The 13720-nt window shown below is 71.5% G+C and carries 12 protein-coding genes and 3 pseudogenes; 2 read left to right on the top strand and 13 right to left on the bottom strand.

The annotated features are described in order from the left end of the window. Positions 1-71 precede the first annotated feature (71 nt). From BN1555_RS05175 to BN1555_RS05155, 5 genes are all read right to left on the bottom strand, one after another. The gene (locus tag BN1555_RS05175; protein ID WP_255305887.1) at positions 72-1058 is read right to left on the bottom strand and encodes a DegT/DnrJ/EryC1/StrS aminotransferase family protein; all 987 of its coding nucleotides are present in this window, start codon (positions 1056-1058) and stop codon (positions 72-74) included. A gap of 382 nt (positions 1059-1440) precedes the next feature. Further along, positions 1441-2118: a hypothetical protein gene (locus BN1555_RS05170; protein WP_093798282.1), complete on the bottom strand. Its 678-nt coding sequence runs from the start codon at positions 2116-2118 to the stop codon at positions 1441-1443. Positions 2119-2165: 47 nt separating this feature from the next. Next, entirely contained in the window at positions 2166-3446 is a 1281-nt protein-coding gene (locus BN1555_RS05165) for a nucleotide disphospho-sugar-binding domain-containing protein (RefSeq protein WP_093798280.1), read from the bottom strand. Between the two features lie 82 nt (positions 3447-3528). Then, positions 3529-5130, bottom strand: coding sequence for an MFS transporter (locus BN1555_RS05160; protein ID WP_093798278.1), 1602 nt, complete (start codon positions 5128-5130; stop codon positions 3529-3531). Between the two features lie 113 nt (positions 5131-5243). Beyond that, on the bottom strand, positions 5244-5801 hold the full coding sequence (locus tag BN1555_RS05155) for an aromatic-ring hydroxylase C-terminal domain-containing protein (RefSeq protein WP_141662809.1): 558 nt from the start codon (positions 5799-5801) through the stop codon (positions 5244-5246). Positions 5802-5839: 38 nt separating this feature from the next. Between BN1555_RS05155 and BN1555_RS05150 the strand changes: the two genes are divergently transcribed. Next, positions 5840-6313 (top strand): antibiotic biosynthesis monooxygenase, encoded by a 474-nt coding sequence (locus tag BN1555_RS05150; RefSeq protein WP_093798274.1) that lies wholly within the window; start codon positions 5840-5842, stop codon positions 6311-6313. Between the two features lie 75 nt (positions 6314-6388). Here BN1555_RS05150 and BN1555_RS05145 read toward each other — a convergent pair whose 3' ends face one another. From BN1555_RS05145 to BN1555_RS05120, 8 genes and pseudogenes are all read right to left on the bottom strand, one after another. Further along, positions 6389-7267, bottom strand: a complete 879-nt coding sequence (locus tag BN1555_RS05145; protein WP_093798272.1) for an SCO6745 family protein — start codon at positions 7265-7267, stop codon at positions 6389-6391. 89 nt (positions 7268-7356) lie between these two features. After that, positions 7357-7866, bottom strand: coding sequence for a nuclear transport factor 2 family protein (locus BN1555_RS05140; protein WP_093798270.1), 510 nt, complete (start codon positions 7864-7866; stop codon positions 7357-7359). 73 nt (positions 7867-7939) lie between these two features. Continuing rightward, positions 7940-8146 carry a hypothetical protein gene (locus BN1555_RS05135; protein ID WP_093798268.1) on the bottom strand — a complete coding sequence of 69 codons (207 nt, stop codon included), beginning with the start codon at positions 8144-8146 and terminating at the stop codon, positions 7940-7942. Positions 8147-8368: 222 nt separating this feature from the next. Further along, a complete protein-coding gene (locus BN1555_RS05130; protein WP_093803196.1) occupies positions 8369-9331 on the bottom strand; it encodes an ACP S-malonyltransferase in 963 nt (320 codons plus the stop codon). 695 nt (positions 9332-10026) lie between these two features. After that, positions 10027-10173, bottom strand: a pseudogene (locus tag BN1555_RS40120) (beta-ACP synthase); the annotation flags it as partial. 171 nt (positions 10174-10344) lie between these two features. Then, positions 10345-10470, bottom strand: a pseudogene (locus BN1555_RS41540) (hypothetical protein); the annotation flags it as partial. 492 nt (positions 10471-10962) lie between these two features. After that, a pseudogene (locus BN1555_RS40115) lies at positions 10963-11088 on the bottom strand (IS5/IS1182 family transposase); the annotation flags it as partial. Between the two features lie 219 nt (positions 11089-11307). Then, complete coding sequence (locus BN1555_RS05120; RefSeq protein ID WP_093798264.1) at positions 11308-12093, bottom strand: response regulator transcription factor; 786 nt, start codon at positions 12091-12093, stop codon at positions 11308-11310. Positions 12094-12471: 378 nt separating this feature from the next. Here BN1555_RS05120 and BN1555_RS05115 point away from each other — a divergent pair, with 378 nt between their 5' ends. Beyond that, positions 12472-13146 (top strand): ScbR family autoregulator-binding transcription factor, encoded by a 675-nt coding sequence (locus BN1555_RS05115; protein WP_093798262.1) that lies wholly within the window; start codon positions 12472-12474, stop codon positions 13144-13146. Positions 13147-13720: the final 574 nt, after the last annotated feature.

The following is a 13720-nucleotide window of genomic DNA, read 5'->3' as shown; positions in this document are numbered from 1 at the left end:
GCGGTGCCCACCCTGCGGGGTGGAGCCGCGGGACCCCGGGGGCCGGACGGGGCCAGCCCGGGAGGCACGGCCTAGCACCGCGCCTCGACCGCCTTCCGCAGGGCCGTGGCCACGGCGACGACGTCCGAGTCGGACAGGCCGGGGTGCAGCGGCAGACAGAGGGTCTCGCCGGAGGCCCGGTCGGATCGCGGCAGTTCCGGATCCGTCGCCCCGTAGGCGGCCACCTTGTGCAGCGGCGCGTAGCGGAACGTCGTGTAGATGTCGGCGGCGTACAGGTCGGAGGCGACCTGGTCCCGGATGTCCGGACTCATCTGGACCCAGTAGAAGTAGTAACTCGACTCGTGGCCCCGGGGCAGCGGCGGCGGGGTCCGCACACCTTCCAGCGATGCCAGCTCCTGGTCGTAGAGCTCGACGATCTCCCTGCGCCGGGCGACGAGCCCGGGCAGCCGGCGAAGCTGCACCGATCCGATCGCGGCCGTCAGGTCGTTGCCGACCACACGCCGTCCGACCTCCGGGACGTCGAGTTCCCACCAGCGGTGCGAGACCTTGGCGTACCCGAAACCACTGGGCTGGGAGAGCCCGTGGTAGGCGAGCCGGCGTGCGCGGGCCGCTCGCTCCGGGTCCTTGGCGTAGAGCATGCCGCCGTCACCGGTCACCATGACCTTCATGGCGTCGAAGCTCCACATGGCGAGGTCGCCGAAGGTGCCGACGGCCTGCCCGTCGACGCGGGACGCGGGTGAGCACGCGGCGTCCTCGACGAGCGGGATGCCGCGCTCGGCGCAGAGGCCGGCGATGCGTACGACGTCGCCGGGGCAGCCGCCGTAGTGGAGGACGATCACGGCCTTGGTGCGCGGCGAGATCACCCGTTCGATGTCGGCCGCGGTGGGGTTGAGCGTACGGGCGTCGACGTCGCAGAAGACCGGGCGGGCGCCCGTCGCGACGACGGCGTTGGCCGCCGCCACGAAGCTGAGCGACGGCAGGATCACCTCGTCGCCCTCGGCCAGATCGAGCGTCTCCAGGGCGAGGAAGAGACCGGCCGTGCCCGAGTTGATGAACACGACCTGCTCGGGGAGCAGCCGATGTGTTCCGCGAAAGCGGCCTCGAACGCCTTGGTGCGCGGGCCGTGGCCGAGCCATTTGCTCTCGAACACCTCGGCCACGGCCGCGAGTTCCTCTTGGCCCACCTGCGGCTGGAAGAGATCGATCATGTCTGTCTCCTGGAGGTCGGGGCGACTGGCAGGGCGGGACGGACAGCTTTCGGGCACGTGCCCGGGTACGGACGGCCGGTTCCGGGCAGCGTGCGGTGCCCGTCGGCCCGAGCGGTGCGGAAACGGTTCTGTGCGGCTGCGGGCGGACGGTCGTACGCGCGTGCAGGGGTGTGCTCCCGGGGCGGGTCCGTACGGGGGAATACCGGACCCGCCCCGGGAGGTCGGGGGGAGTGTCAGCCCGCGGCCGGCGGCACGGTGACGACGCTGCCGTGCAGTACGTAGCGCCTTCCGCCGATGCCGCGGACTCCCGGCATGTCCTGGGTGATCCGGGTCGTCACCTGGGCCGACGGGCTGTCGAGGAAGACCTCGTGCGCCGAGTCCTCGGTGAACTCCGCGAAGTTCAGCACCCGGCCGCCGTCGAGGCTGTAGTGGAAGTGCGTGGCGATCAGACCGGGGGTGGCCGTCGTCAGCGGACCGTCGAGCAGCGCGTCGACGATGCCCCGCTGCGGAGCCCGGCCGTCGGTGTCGAACGCCGGCGCCACGAAGCGGGTGGGGACGCTGCCCGGCTCGTAGACCCTGCTGCGGTAGCGCTGGAACGGCGTGGGGGAACAGCGCTCGATGTCCGCGCCGTCCTGGCCCAGACCCCGCAGCGGCGCGGGCGGTTCCTGCGCTCCGGACGCCCGGTAGGCGGACAGCCCGGTCCACTGCTCGTAGGTCCACACGTTCTCGCCGTCGGTGCTGACGTAGCAGTTCTGCGAGAGCAGGCCCTCGGGCCGCGGTGCCGCGGCCCATTCGGCCACGATGGCGTCCGCCACCTTCTGCTGCAGTTCCGGTGAGCCCACATAGAGGGGACTGACCAGCGCCAGCCCGGCGTCCTGGCGGTCGACGCCGGGAAGAGTGGCGGTGCCCATGGTTTTCTCCTTCGTGCGTGTGACAGGTGCGTGACTGCGGGGCCGGGTCAGCGGCCCTGGTGGCGCCGGGTGCGCTGCTCCAGCTCCGGGATGATGTCCACCGGGCTGGGGATCTCCCACATCTCCTGCCGAAGAGTGGTGGTCGCCTCCTGGAACGAGGGCTCCCGGAGGATCCGCAGCAGCCCCTCGCGCATGGCCTCGATCGTGGGCTTCTCGTCCTCGATGACCAGCCCGGCGCCGCGGGAGGCCGTGTAACGGGCGAAGTCGACGTACTCCGAGCCGCTCTTGGGCACCATCAGCTGCGGTGCCCCGTGGACGACGGCGGCCGCCCATGTGCCGGAACCGCCGAGGTGGATGATCGCCGAGCAGCTCGGCAGCAGCAGGTTCAGCGGTACGTAGTCCGTGGTGCGGACGTTGTCGGGAATGGACTCGACGCCGGCGAGCTGGGCCTCGTTGAGCGTGGCCACGAGCTCGATCGGCAGATCGGCGACCATGTCGAACACGTCCGTGATGGAGATACCGTTCTCGGCGAACAGCTCGCGCCCGCTGGTGCCCAGGGTGAGGCACACCCTCGGGTTCTCGGGAGTGCCGTGCAGCCAGTCGGGCACCACGGTGGCGCCGTTGAAGGGCACGGGGCGCACCGCGACGTAGTCCAGGTCGAGCGGCAGCCGCATGCGGCTCGGCCAGGGATCGATGCTCCACTGACCGGTGATCAGGTCCTCGCCGAACTCGACGCCGAAGCGGTCGAGGAGCGGACGCATCATCGCCGCCATCAGGTCCGGCCGGCCGTCGTCGGCGGAGGCGCGGCCCTCGGAGTACAGGGAACGGAGCCAGCCGAAACGGTCGAGCCCCCACAGCAGGCGCGCGTGGGCGGCGCCGCAGGCCCGGGCCGCGATCGGGGACGGGAAGAACAGCGGGTCCCAGATGACCAGGTCCGGCTCCCAGTCCTGGGCGAAGCGGACCATCTCGTCGGTGATGCCGACGGCGCCGGGCGCATCCGGATCGGCCGGGTAGTACATGGCGTACGTGGCCACCAGGTAATTGCGGATCATGGGCCAGAGGTTGCTGTCCTCCGGGTCCACGCCCGTCGTACGGGCGATGTCCTCCAGGGCCTGGTGGCCGAAGGTGTCCTGGACGGCGGCGACCAGGTCGATCCCCTCACCGAGGGGAACGGCCGACAGGCCGGCCGCGGTGATCGACGCGACGGTCTCGGGGTGATTGTGCGTGACCACACGGACGTCGTGCCCCGCGCTCTGCAGGGCGGACGCCATCGGCGCCATGATCAGCAGGTGTGAGGTGACCGGTAGGACGGTGAACATGACGCGCATAAGGGTGCTCCTTCGGTTTCCTGGGGTCTCGGGGAGGTGCGGTCCTGCGCGGCCGGCCGCCGGACGGCGGGCCGTTGCCCGGTCACCGGTCCACCGGACCGTCGGCGGCGGGCACCGGAACGTCGGTGGCGGGCGCCGGAACCGACGCGGCCTCGGGGCCTTCCGGGGTCTGCCGCCCGACACCCCGGAGCAGGACGGCCACCGCGACGGCGAGGGCGACGACGAGGGCGCAGCAGACGAGGGCGACGACGTGCAGGCTGCTCACGAAGGCTCCGCGGGAGGCCTCCAGAAGACCGTCGCCGATACGCGCCGGCAGGTCTCCCACCACCGCCACGGCGCCGCCCAGCGAGCCCTGGGCGGCCTCGGCCGCCGCGTCGGGGACCCCGCTGAGGCTGCTGTCGCCGATACGGGAGCTGTAGACGGCGCTGCCGATGCTGCCGAGCAGGGCGAGGCCCAGCGCACCGCCGAGTTCGTTGCCCGTCTCCGTCACGGCGGACGCCGCTCCGGCCTGCTCGGGCGGCGCGGCTCCGACCGCCATGTCGGTGCCGAGTACGCCCATGACGGCCAGGCCCACGAACATCACCACCGTGCCGGTCACCAGCACGGCCAGGCCGGAGCCGTCGACCTGGGTGACGAGGGCGAAACCGACCGCCGCCACGAGGAGTCCGGCGGCCATCACGTAGGCGGGGCGGACGTGCCGCACGAGGCTGGGGGTCAGCAGTGCCGCGGGGATGCCCGCGATGGTCATCGGCAGCGTCCACAGGCCGGCTTCCAGCGGGGAGAGCCCCACGACCAGCTGGAGGTACTGCGCGGCGAAGAAGCTGAGGCCCATCATGACACCGGTGTTCACGGTCAGCGCCACCAGCGCGACGCTGAACCGGGCGTTGTTGAACAGGCGCAGGTCGAGCAGGGGGTCACGGGACGAACGCTGCCTGCGTACGAAGGCCCAGCCGACCAGGGCACCGACGACCACCAGACCCACGGCGGCCGGCCCGACACCGTGCTCGGCGGCCTGCTTGACGCCGTAGACCACCGAGAGCACTGCCACCAGCGACAGCACCGCGCTGGTGATGTCCAGCGGTCCCGTCGCCTCCTCACTGCGGTACTCGGGGAGCAGCTTGGGGCCGAGGACCAGCAGAAGGAGCATCACCGGCACGCCCATGAGGAAGACCGCACCCCACCAGAAGGCGTCCAGCAGCACACCGCCGACCAGCGGGCCCAGGGTCCCACCGACCATGAAGCTGGTCATCCACACGCCGATGGCGCGGGAACGCTCGACGTCGTCGTGGAACATGTTGCGGATGAGCGCCATGGTCGACGGCATCAGCGTCGCACCGGCGACACCCAGGATTCCGCGCGTCACGATCAGCATCTCGGCACTGGTGGAGAAGGCCGCCAGTACCGACGCCACGCCGAAGGCCGCGGCACCGGCCAGCAGCAGACGGCGACGGCCGATGCGGTCTCCCAGCGTTCCGGCCGTGACGAGCCAGCCGGCGATCATGAATCCGTAGATGTCGACGATCCAGAGCAGCTGTGTGCTGGTCGGACTGAGATCCTCGCTCAGGTCCGGCACAGCGAGGTGCAGCACCGTCAGGTCCATCGAGACGAGCAGGGTCGGCAGGGCGAGCATGGCCAGCCCGATCCACTCCCGCTTGCCCGCCTTGGGCGGAGCTTGCACTTCCATGGCGAAGTCTTCCTCTCTCACACGCGGATGGCGGCCCGGTGAAGGTCGCCGCCAGGCACGCTAGAACCTCAACTCGTGTTGAGGTCAAGTTCTGGAGCTGGTGAGCAGGGCTTTTACGAGCCGTTCCGGGGGGTGCCGAACCAGCCGTTCAGCGCGGTGGTGAGCTCGCCCGCTCCCGGTCCCGTCCACACCACGTGGCCGTCGGGGCGCAGCAGTACGGCCGCGGTGCCGGCGAAGGGGTCGTAGGGAGGCAGATCGTGGGGGGTGGCGGTGACGACGTCGACGCGGTCGCTCCAGCCCGCGGCGGTCCGGCGCAGCGCGGCGTCGTCCGCGAGGTCGATGAGTACGCCCCGGGCCCCGTGCAGCAGTTGGGCGACGGTCGTCTTGCCGGGCCGGCCGGAACCGGTCGTGTCCCGCGTGGTGATCAGCTCGATGTCGGGCATGCGCAGGCCGAGCGCCGGATGGTCGCCCGGGCTGACGTCGTACCGGATGTCCAGGCCGCTGGCCTTGCCGATGAGGTGGCGGTTGACCTCGTCGAACCGTATGAGATCCGTCATCACGTCACGCAGCGGCTGCATTTCCCGGCCGCCGAAGAACAGCAGCCCCTGGGCGCGGGTCTGGGTCAGCAACTGCTGCCCCACGGGGAACCGTTCGCTGTGGTAACTGTCCAACAGCCAATTGCTTCGAAAGCGTGGACGGAGAAAATGTCATGACGGTCGTGCAGTGGCGCGGGGAGGATTCCTGGGACCGGTTCTTCCGCTCCTGTCAGCCGTTCGTGATCCCCGGCGTCGAGACGGCGGACGACACCCGCCGGCTCAGGCCGGAGCTGTACCGCCGCTACCGCGGCCAGGTGGCCGGGGAGGAGGGAGAGGCGGTCTGTGTCGTGGTCCCCATCTTCGACGTGGACGGCCCCGAAAGGCAGCGGCGGGCCGTCGACACGCTGCTCGACGGCCCGCTGAACGCGCGTTTTCCCGGGCTCAGGGCCATGCACTTCCTGCTCAGCGACGACGGCAGCCGGGTACTGAACTACGCGGAGTGGACCAGCCAGACGGCCCACGAGGAGTTCCTGCGCAGCGAGATGTCCCGTGACGCCTTCGAAGCCCTGAAGTCGCTCGCGGGGGTACGGGGCCTCGCCGGCAAGCGGTACCTCCTGCACGAACGGCACACCGGGCCGGTCGGCTGACGCGCCGACCCGGACCGGCCGGCGCGCGGTGAGGAGCCGGCGGCGGCACGTGCCCCCGCCGGCCCGCCGCCGCTGTCAGCGCTCGGCCGGCGTGAAGAACGCCGCGAGCGGCTCGGGGATGGCACCGGCCCCGATGGCCGCTCCGACCAGCTTCTCGACGAGCGAGGTGAGTTCCGCGACGCCGTCCTGGCCGAGGTGCAGATACGGCGCCGCGTCGGCGCGGTCCGTCTCCTCCTCCAGGTCGGCCCGCAGTTCCCGTCCCTGCCGGGTCAGCGAACCGTCGGCGGCCATCACGCCCCGTTCACGCAGCCGCTCCTCGGCGGCACTCCAGTCCTCCTCGGTCCAGCCCCGCTTGGTCATCACGATCTCGCGGGGCATCCCCTCCTCGCTCGCGCAGTGCGACACCAGGGACTCGAGGCCGTCCAGGCCCCTCGCCCGCAGCACCGCGACATGGCTGTCCCCGCGGTGCTCGCGCAGCAGAGTCGCCCCGTACCACAGGGCGAGATGAGGCGCCGGGGGGACGGGCAGATCGGCATGGGCCGCGTACAGCGGGCGCCCGGGACGCTGCGCGCCCCCGATGGCGCGGAGCACCAGCCGGGCAGCCTCCTCCACCGGCCGGGAGCGAAGTACGTCCGGGCCCAGCGTCCGGTGCAGCGTGGAGTCGGCGGCGGCCAGACGCGCCTCCCACACTTCCCGAGGTGACACCAGGTCCCAGACCGCCGGGAGATGGCGGGCCACCAGCTCGTAACGGAAGCCGTAGAAGGCGGCGGTGACCACCCCGGGGCCGACCCGGCCGAGTGCCGCGGCACGGCCGGCGATGTAGCAGGCCATCGGATCCCCCACTCCGTGGCCGGCCAGTTCCTTGTCGAGATCGGGGCTGAAGTACAGAAGGGAGTGGAAGGTGTTGAGCGCGCTCTGGCAGTGCCGTGCGGCGTGTCCGGGGGACGATGACATCGGTGGCTCCTCGGAAGGTGCGGGGCGAGTGGGTGACGGGTGGATCGTGTGGGGACGGCGGCTCCGGCGGGCGGGGCGGCGCGGGCGGGTCAATCGAGGTCGGCCGGTCCTGCTCCCGCCGTCCATACGACGTGGAACGACCAGCTCGCGAAACGCCAGCCGCCCGCCGTCCGCACCGCCTGGCCCGCGTAGTAGCCGCCCACCTGGAACAGCGGGCCCGGATCCCGCGACGCCCTCTCCCGCGTCTCCGCCCGGTGCACGTGCGTGGCGATCATCTGGAAACGCACGTCGGCCCGGTCGCCGTCCAGGGCGATCGCATGGTTGGAGCTGAGGTGGTGCGTCGCGCTGAACTTCTGTTTGGCCGCGTCGTGAAACGCGGCGAGGCCGGCCAGGCCGTGCCGCTTCCCGATCGGGAACGCGAGCCGGCAGTCGTCCGTGAAGACCGACCGGGGCCAGTCGGAAGCGGTTCCGGGCTCGTCCTGGGCGTCGAGGAGAAGGGCGTAGCGGTCGATCAGTTCCGATATCGCCGCCCGGTCGAAAAGCTCGTCGAGCCCCTGCCGGGACTCCGTCCCGCCGGTCTTCGTTCCCCTCGGTCTCATCGCCGTCCTCCAGGTGGTGTACGTCCGCCGCCCACGCGGCGGGCGGCCGCCGACGGGGAGTCCGCGTACGGCGTCACGGCGCGACGCTCCGCCGGCCGCTCACGGCCCGCGCTCCGCGCACGCGCTCGGGGCGGTCCCACCGGGCCGGCACCGTACGCGGAATCCCGGGCGCGCCGGGCACCGCCGGTGAGCGGTCGAGGAGTACGGCCGGTCCCACGCGGTCCGGTCCGCCCTTCACCACTGGGCGGATCTGCTCCATGGAGTGTTCGTCGGTACTCATCGCCATCCTGTTCGTCGGAGGAGCGGAGGCACTCCGCCCCCGGTGCCGGGCGTGGTGTCAGTGCGGTGGAGGGCGACGTTCGCCGCCCCCTCCGTGGCAGCGGGGTCCGGGCCGCTGCGCGCGGAGTCCTTGATCCGGTGGAGCTCCTCGGTCCGGGACCGGATCGTTCCCTGTGCTGCGGACATGGGCTTCCGTCCTCCGCCGGGCCGATGGGCCGAGGTGTCAGGCACCGGCGTACGCGGGGGCGAACGAACTGATGGTGGAAGCCAGTTGGCGGGCGCTTCCGGTCGAATGCACCCTGGCGGCGGGCAGGGCGCGGCGGATGAGGCCGCCGAGCAGACAGCCCGGGCCGACCTCCACGAAGCGGTCCGCACCCGTGGCGGCCAGTGCCTCGACGGCGTCGCTCCAGCGCACCGAGCGGGTGAGCTCGCCGCGCAGAGTCGCGGCCGCCTCGGCGCCGGACGTCAGCCACTGTCCCGTCGCGCCGGACATCAGCGGACGGTCCGGGTCGTGGAACTCGGCCGTCGCCAGTGCGTCGGCGTACTCCTCCTCGATGTCCCGCAGCAGGCTGGAGTGGAAGGCACCGCCCGGCGTCAGCCGGAGGACCCGCGCGGCCCCCGCCCGCCGGGCGGCACGCGTCACGTGTTCCACGGCCGCGTCCTCGCCGGACACGACGTTCCCCCCCGGACCGTAGTGGCCCGTGACCTCCACGACGCGGGCGGTGGCCGCCGAGGCCGCGGCGCACAGCCGCTGGACCCGGAACCGGTCGAGGCCCAGGACGGCGGCGGTGGAACCGGGCACGCGGTCGTCGACGGACGCCATCAGCTCACCGCGCAGCCGCACGAGTCGCAGCGCCTCGGTCCACTCCAGGACACCCGTCGCGGTGAGCGCCGTGTAGTGACCCAGGCTGTGACCCGCCACCGCGCGGGGCTCCACGCCGTACGAGCGCAGCACCTCCAGCGTCATCAGGCTGGTCAGGAAGACCGCCGGCTGGGCGATCGGCGGATCGTCGAGGTCCCGGGCCGGACCGCGCAGGCACAGCTGCGACAGGGGGAGCCCCAGCACCGCGTCGGCGACGGAGTGGTAGCGGCCGGCCAGCTCGGGGTGCAGGGCGAGCAGTTCCGCGCTCATTCCGGGGCGCTGCGCTCCCTGGCCGGGGAAGACGAAGGCGGCGGTGCGGTTCATGACGGTCATGTCCTTTGTGTCGGTCGGAGGTGGGAACGGTTCTGCGTCCGGCAGCCCTCACCGTCCCGGGCCCGTAGCCGCTCCCCGCCCACCCGCCGGCCGGCGGACGCGGACGACTGCGGAGCCGAACCGCGCACAGTGGCGGCGGTGTGGGCGGCGGGGCACGGAACGTCCAGTACCGCCAGCCGTAGGGGTGCCGGGTTCCGTGCGCCGTACCGCGCCCCGGCCACGGTCCCGGACGAACCGCACGGCCCGCGGGGACACCAGCGGCCAACGGGTGAGCAGTCGGCGCGGCGCCCCGCGGGCGGCGCGTCCTGCGGCTCGACGGCACGGTCGAAGGCCGGCGACCCGGCCGTCCGCTCCACGGCTTCAGGGGTGCCGGAGACCGGGCTGCCGCCGTGCGTGATGCCCGGCGCGACGCTGTTGACCGTGCTCCCCCCGTGGGCCCCGGTGCTTCGCGAAGCGCGGGGCGACCCGCTTGTCCTGCCCCGGCATGTCCTTCTTCTCCACGGACAGACGGTGTTCCAGAACGCGACGAGGCCCTCGTCGGGACACCGGTTCGAAGGTGTACCCGGACGACGGCTCCACGGGGGCGGCGGACGGGGTCAGGCCCTCGCGCATGGTCGGGACGGTGTTGACCACATCCACCGGAGCGGTCCCGGAGCAGAGTCCGCCGATCATGGTCTTGGGGGCGGTGCCGCGCCCCGGGAACGGAACGGGGTGAGGGGGATGATGTCCCGGGCCGCTGTCCGTCCTTCGCTCAGCAGACTCCAGAAGTTCTTGACGCCCGTACCGCCCGGCGCCGGCACCCCCGCTCCGGTGGTCACTGCGCGACGGTCCACGGCTGGTGGCCTCCCTTCGTGCCGGTGCGACGGCGTGTCATCGTGCGGCCGTCCAGTTGTGGAATCGGGTCGCCGTCGCACCGGCCGGGAACCACCAGGTGAGCGGGTCGTGCCGAAGACCTCCACCGTGCGGGCGGTGAAGCCGAATCCGCGGGATTCCCCGCTGCGTTCCGCCAGGCGCTCGAGGACGACGACGTCGACTCCCGCGAGTCGCGTCCGCCGGCCGGCCCCGTACCCGCGACCACCACTGCAGCGTCCATATACCTCTCCTCGGCCATCGCACGGTTTCCTTCGCAAGGGGCGGATCGTCGGCGTACCTGTGGTCGTGCCCGCGGATGTCCCCGGCTCTGGAAGAGCGGCGAAGACCGGTGATCAGCCTCTTCCGCGGGAAGGTGGTCTTCAAGGGAGCCCGGTGCAGATGACCGTGACGTTTGGTCATGTATGCGCATCTGTTGAACGGCCGGGAGAGAGAAAGGTCAGAGGAACGTCAAATCAGCTCGGAGGGCTCGGGGTGCTCGGGGTACTCGGAGGGAAAGGGCCGGGCCGGTCCGGAGGGACCGCCCGTGCGGCCGGACGGGAGTCCGAACCTTTTCCAAGCTGTTGAGGGTGTCGGAGCAGCTCTGCCCGTTCCCGGTCCACGGACGGAGTCTCTCCGGGCTGCGGACCGCCCGGACGCGAGCAGTGAGGCCGCCGGCGAGGCTGGACTCCGCCACGCTCACGGTGACGCCGGCGTGCTGGGCGACCGGCCGGGCCGGGGCCAGGTGCGTCCGATCCGCAGCCGGCGGCGGTCCCGAACCCGGCGGCGAGCGGGGCGCGGGGGTGGCCGCAGCGCAGGCGGGCCGGCGTGACCAGGACCTGCCGTCCGTGCCGTCCGGCCACGAGACGCCGCCGACGCATCCCGAACTCACGCCGTCGTACGGTGAGTTGCCTGTCTGGATCGGTCGAGGAGGGATGGGAAAGCGCGCGAAGCCCCCGGGAGACGCGGTGATCCCGGTCAAGAATCCGTCCACCAGGAGTTTCGCCACCCGTACAGCCCACTGCCGGCAATGACCCGCCGTCGTCAGTCCGGAAAGGGCTCCATGCGCCGGATCCGGGCTGTGCGGCGGAAACGGCCGGAAAGCCGGAAGGGGGTGTTTACGGCTGCCCCAGCCGGAATCCGACCCCCCGGACCGTAATGATCCAGTCGTTGCAGCCGAGTTTGTTCCGGAGGCTGCTGACATGTGTGTCGATGGTCCGCCCCGGGCGCGACCAGGAGTCTTCCCACACCAGGGTCATCAGCTGCCTGCGCGAGACCACGGTGCCCGGATGTGAGGCCAGGAGGTGGAGCAGGCCGAATTCCTTGCGGGTCAATTCCATCTGCCGGCCTTGTACGGCGACCTCCCGGGTGCCCGCGTCGATACGGAGCTGGCCGTGGGTGATCACGCTTTGGAGCGACTGCCGCGGCCGGGCCCGGCGCATCACCGCTTCGATACGGGCCATGAGTTCGCGGAAGCCGTAGGGCTTGACCAGGTAGTCGTCCGCTCCCGCCTGGAGCCCCAGCACCCTGTCGAGTTCGCTGTCGCGGGCCGTTACGGCGATGAGTGGCGTCGCCCCGGCGCTGCGGATGCTGCGGCAGACCTCCAGGCCGTCCAGGTCCGGCAGATCGAGGTCGAGAAGCAGCAGGTCGGCGCTTCGGTAGGCTCGCAGGGCCTCGGCTCCGGTGCCGACGCTGCCGGCCGAGTGCCCGTGGCGGCGCAGCCCCTGGATGAGGGAGTCGGCGGAGGAGACGTCGCTCTCGACGACCAGGACTTTCAGGGCGTCGGTCCCTGCGGTTCCCGGCGGCGGGGGCCGCATGTCGTGCTGCCGCTGGACCGGGTGCCGGCCGGCGTGGTGGTCTCGCGGTATGTGTGGTTCCAGAAGGTCCGTGGTCTGCCGCTTCATCTGGTGCTCCCCTGCACGCTTGAAGGATGGGAACTCACGAGTGGACCGGTCTCCGCCAATTTATAAACCGGGGAGCTGGTTTGTCAAAAACTTTCGATGCACGTCAGTTTTTCTGAATCACTGCATGCTTCGATTTAACGCATAGCAGTATAAAACTGCCGCAAATTATCCGATGCTGGGGTCATTCCAGCCGCCGGGGGCACCGATGATCCACTGGCGACATAAAGACTTGACTCTCCGGCTGGAAAGAAAACCGGCATGCTGGTTTGATACGTGTATGGAGTCTTCCCGAACCCTTTCAGTGGTCCTGCGCACCTCGCCCCGCACCGCAGCGGAACGTTCCGTTGCCGCGGCCGGGACGAGAGACGGGAGCCGAGGGTGACCAGACAGGAAAGGTCCGAGCGCACCCGGAACGCCCTGATTCACTCTGCGGCCGGCCTCTTCGACCGGCACGGCTACGTCCAGGCCTGCCTGAGTGAGATCAGCGCGGGAGCGGGAGTGAGCTCCGGCGCTCTGCACTTCCACTTCAGGAACAAGGCGGCACTGGCCGACGCGGTGGAGTGGAGCGCCTCCCGGTGCCTGCGCCGAGCCGCGCAGCGGGTGCACCACGGGGAGGGCGACGCGCTCCAGGCGCTCACGGACATCTCGCACGTCTTCGCCATGCTGCTCCGTGAGGACGTGGTCGTCCGCGCCGGGGTCCGGCTCAACGGCGAAACGGACAGGGTCTCCGGCATGGATCTGCGCAGGGAATGGCAGCACTGCGTGCAGCGTCTGCTGACGCGGGCAGTGGACGAGGGAACCTTCCGGCCGGAGATGCCGCTGAGCTGTCTCGCCTCGGTCGTGGTGGCGGCCAGTACGGGCTTCGAAGTCCTCGGCAGGGCCAACAACGTGTGGCTGTCCCGTTCCTCGGTCACCACGTTCTGGCAGTTCATGCTGCCGAGGATGGCCGCAGAACACGCCCTGCCCGCCGTGAACCCCGCGGGCAGGGACGACGCTGTCCACTTCTCGCTCATGGCCCCGGCGTGCGGAGCGGGCTCACCGTCCTCCCTCTGAGCAGGCGCCGCCGGACCGGCCCCTTCCGCCGGGCGCCGCCGTCCGCCCGCCCCATGACGAGTACCCACTCGAAACCCTGCGAGGAGCCGTGGAGTTCCCACGCCTGGCTGTGACGTGGTGATTTCACCCGGCGCGCCCGGAAGACGCACAGCTCCACGCCCGCGGTCCGCGAGGGAACGCGCGCCGGCCGCGGTCCGCGCGTCACCGGCCCCGATACGTCACCGCTTCGATGCCGCAGGCGGGGCGTCGGTGCCCGGTACGGCGCCGTACTTTCAGAAGACGGCCTCCCGAGGCCCCGCGAACCGGCCGGCCCGGCCCGGCGGCATGCCCGCCCGGCGACCGCTGCGCGCGGCAGGGGATCCGGGGGCGAGGGGCGCCACGTTCCCCGCCGTCTCCCCCGGTGTCCACGGGCGGCCGGCGGACGACGGGGCGCGTACCGCCGTCCGTACGGCTGGGGAAGCGGCCGGCGGGCCGGTCGCGCAGGCGGCGTGCGGTGCGGTCCGTCCTCTTCGGCGGGAGCGACGTGCGAGGCGTTCGGGACGGCCCTGGCAGCCGCACCCTGATGTCGGATTCC

The organism is Streptomyces sp. Wb2n-11 (assembly GCF_001049855.1).
Taxonomy (GTDB): domain Bacteria; phylum Actinomycetota; class Actinomycetes; order Streptomycetales; family Streptomycetaceae; genus Streptomyces; species Streptomyces altiplanensis.
The sequence above is the reverse complement of the archived record's forward strand: the minus strand, read 5'-3'. Positions and strand labels throughout refer to the sequence as shown.

Coding starts and splice junctions, on each gene's coding strand:
- BN1555_RS05165 (WP_093798280.1), bottom strand. CDS start 3,446: ATGCGCGTCATGTTCACCGTCCTACCGGTCACCTCACACCTGCTGATC.
- BN1555_RS05130 (WP_093803196.1), bottom strand. CDS start 9,331: ATGAACCGCACCGCCGCCTTCGTCTTCCCCGGCCAGGGAGCGCAGCGC.
- BN1555_RS05160 (WP_093798278.1), bottom strand. CDS start 5,130: ATGGAAGTGCAAGCTCCGCCCAAGGCGGGCAAGCGGGAGTGGATCGGG.
- BN1555_RS05120 (WP_093798264.1), bottom strand. CDS start 12,093: ATGAAGCGGCAGACCACGGACCTTCTGGAACCACACATACCGCGAGAC.
- BN1555_RS05145 (WP_093798272.1), bottom strand. CDS start 7,267: ATGTCATCGTCCCCCGGACACGCCGCACGGCACTGCCAGAGCGCGCTC.
- BN1555_RS05170 (WP_093798282.1), bottom strand. CDS start 2,118: ATGGGCACCGCCACTCTTCCCGGCGTCGACCGCCAGGACGCCGGGCTG.
- BN1555_RS05135 (WP_093798268.1), bottom strand. CDS start 8,146: ATGAGTACCGACGAACACTCCATGGAGCAGATCCGCCCAGTGGTGAAG.
- BN1555_RS05140 (WP_093798270.1), bottom strand. CDS start 7,866: ATGAGACCGAGGGGAACGAAGACCGGCGGGACGGAGTCCCGGCAGGGG.
- BN1555_RS05150 (WP_093798274.1), top strand. CDS start 5,840: ATGACGGTCGTGCAGTGGCGCGGGGAGGATTCCTGGGACCGGTTCTTC.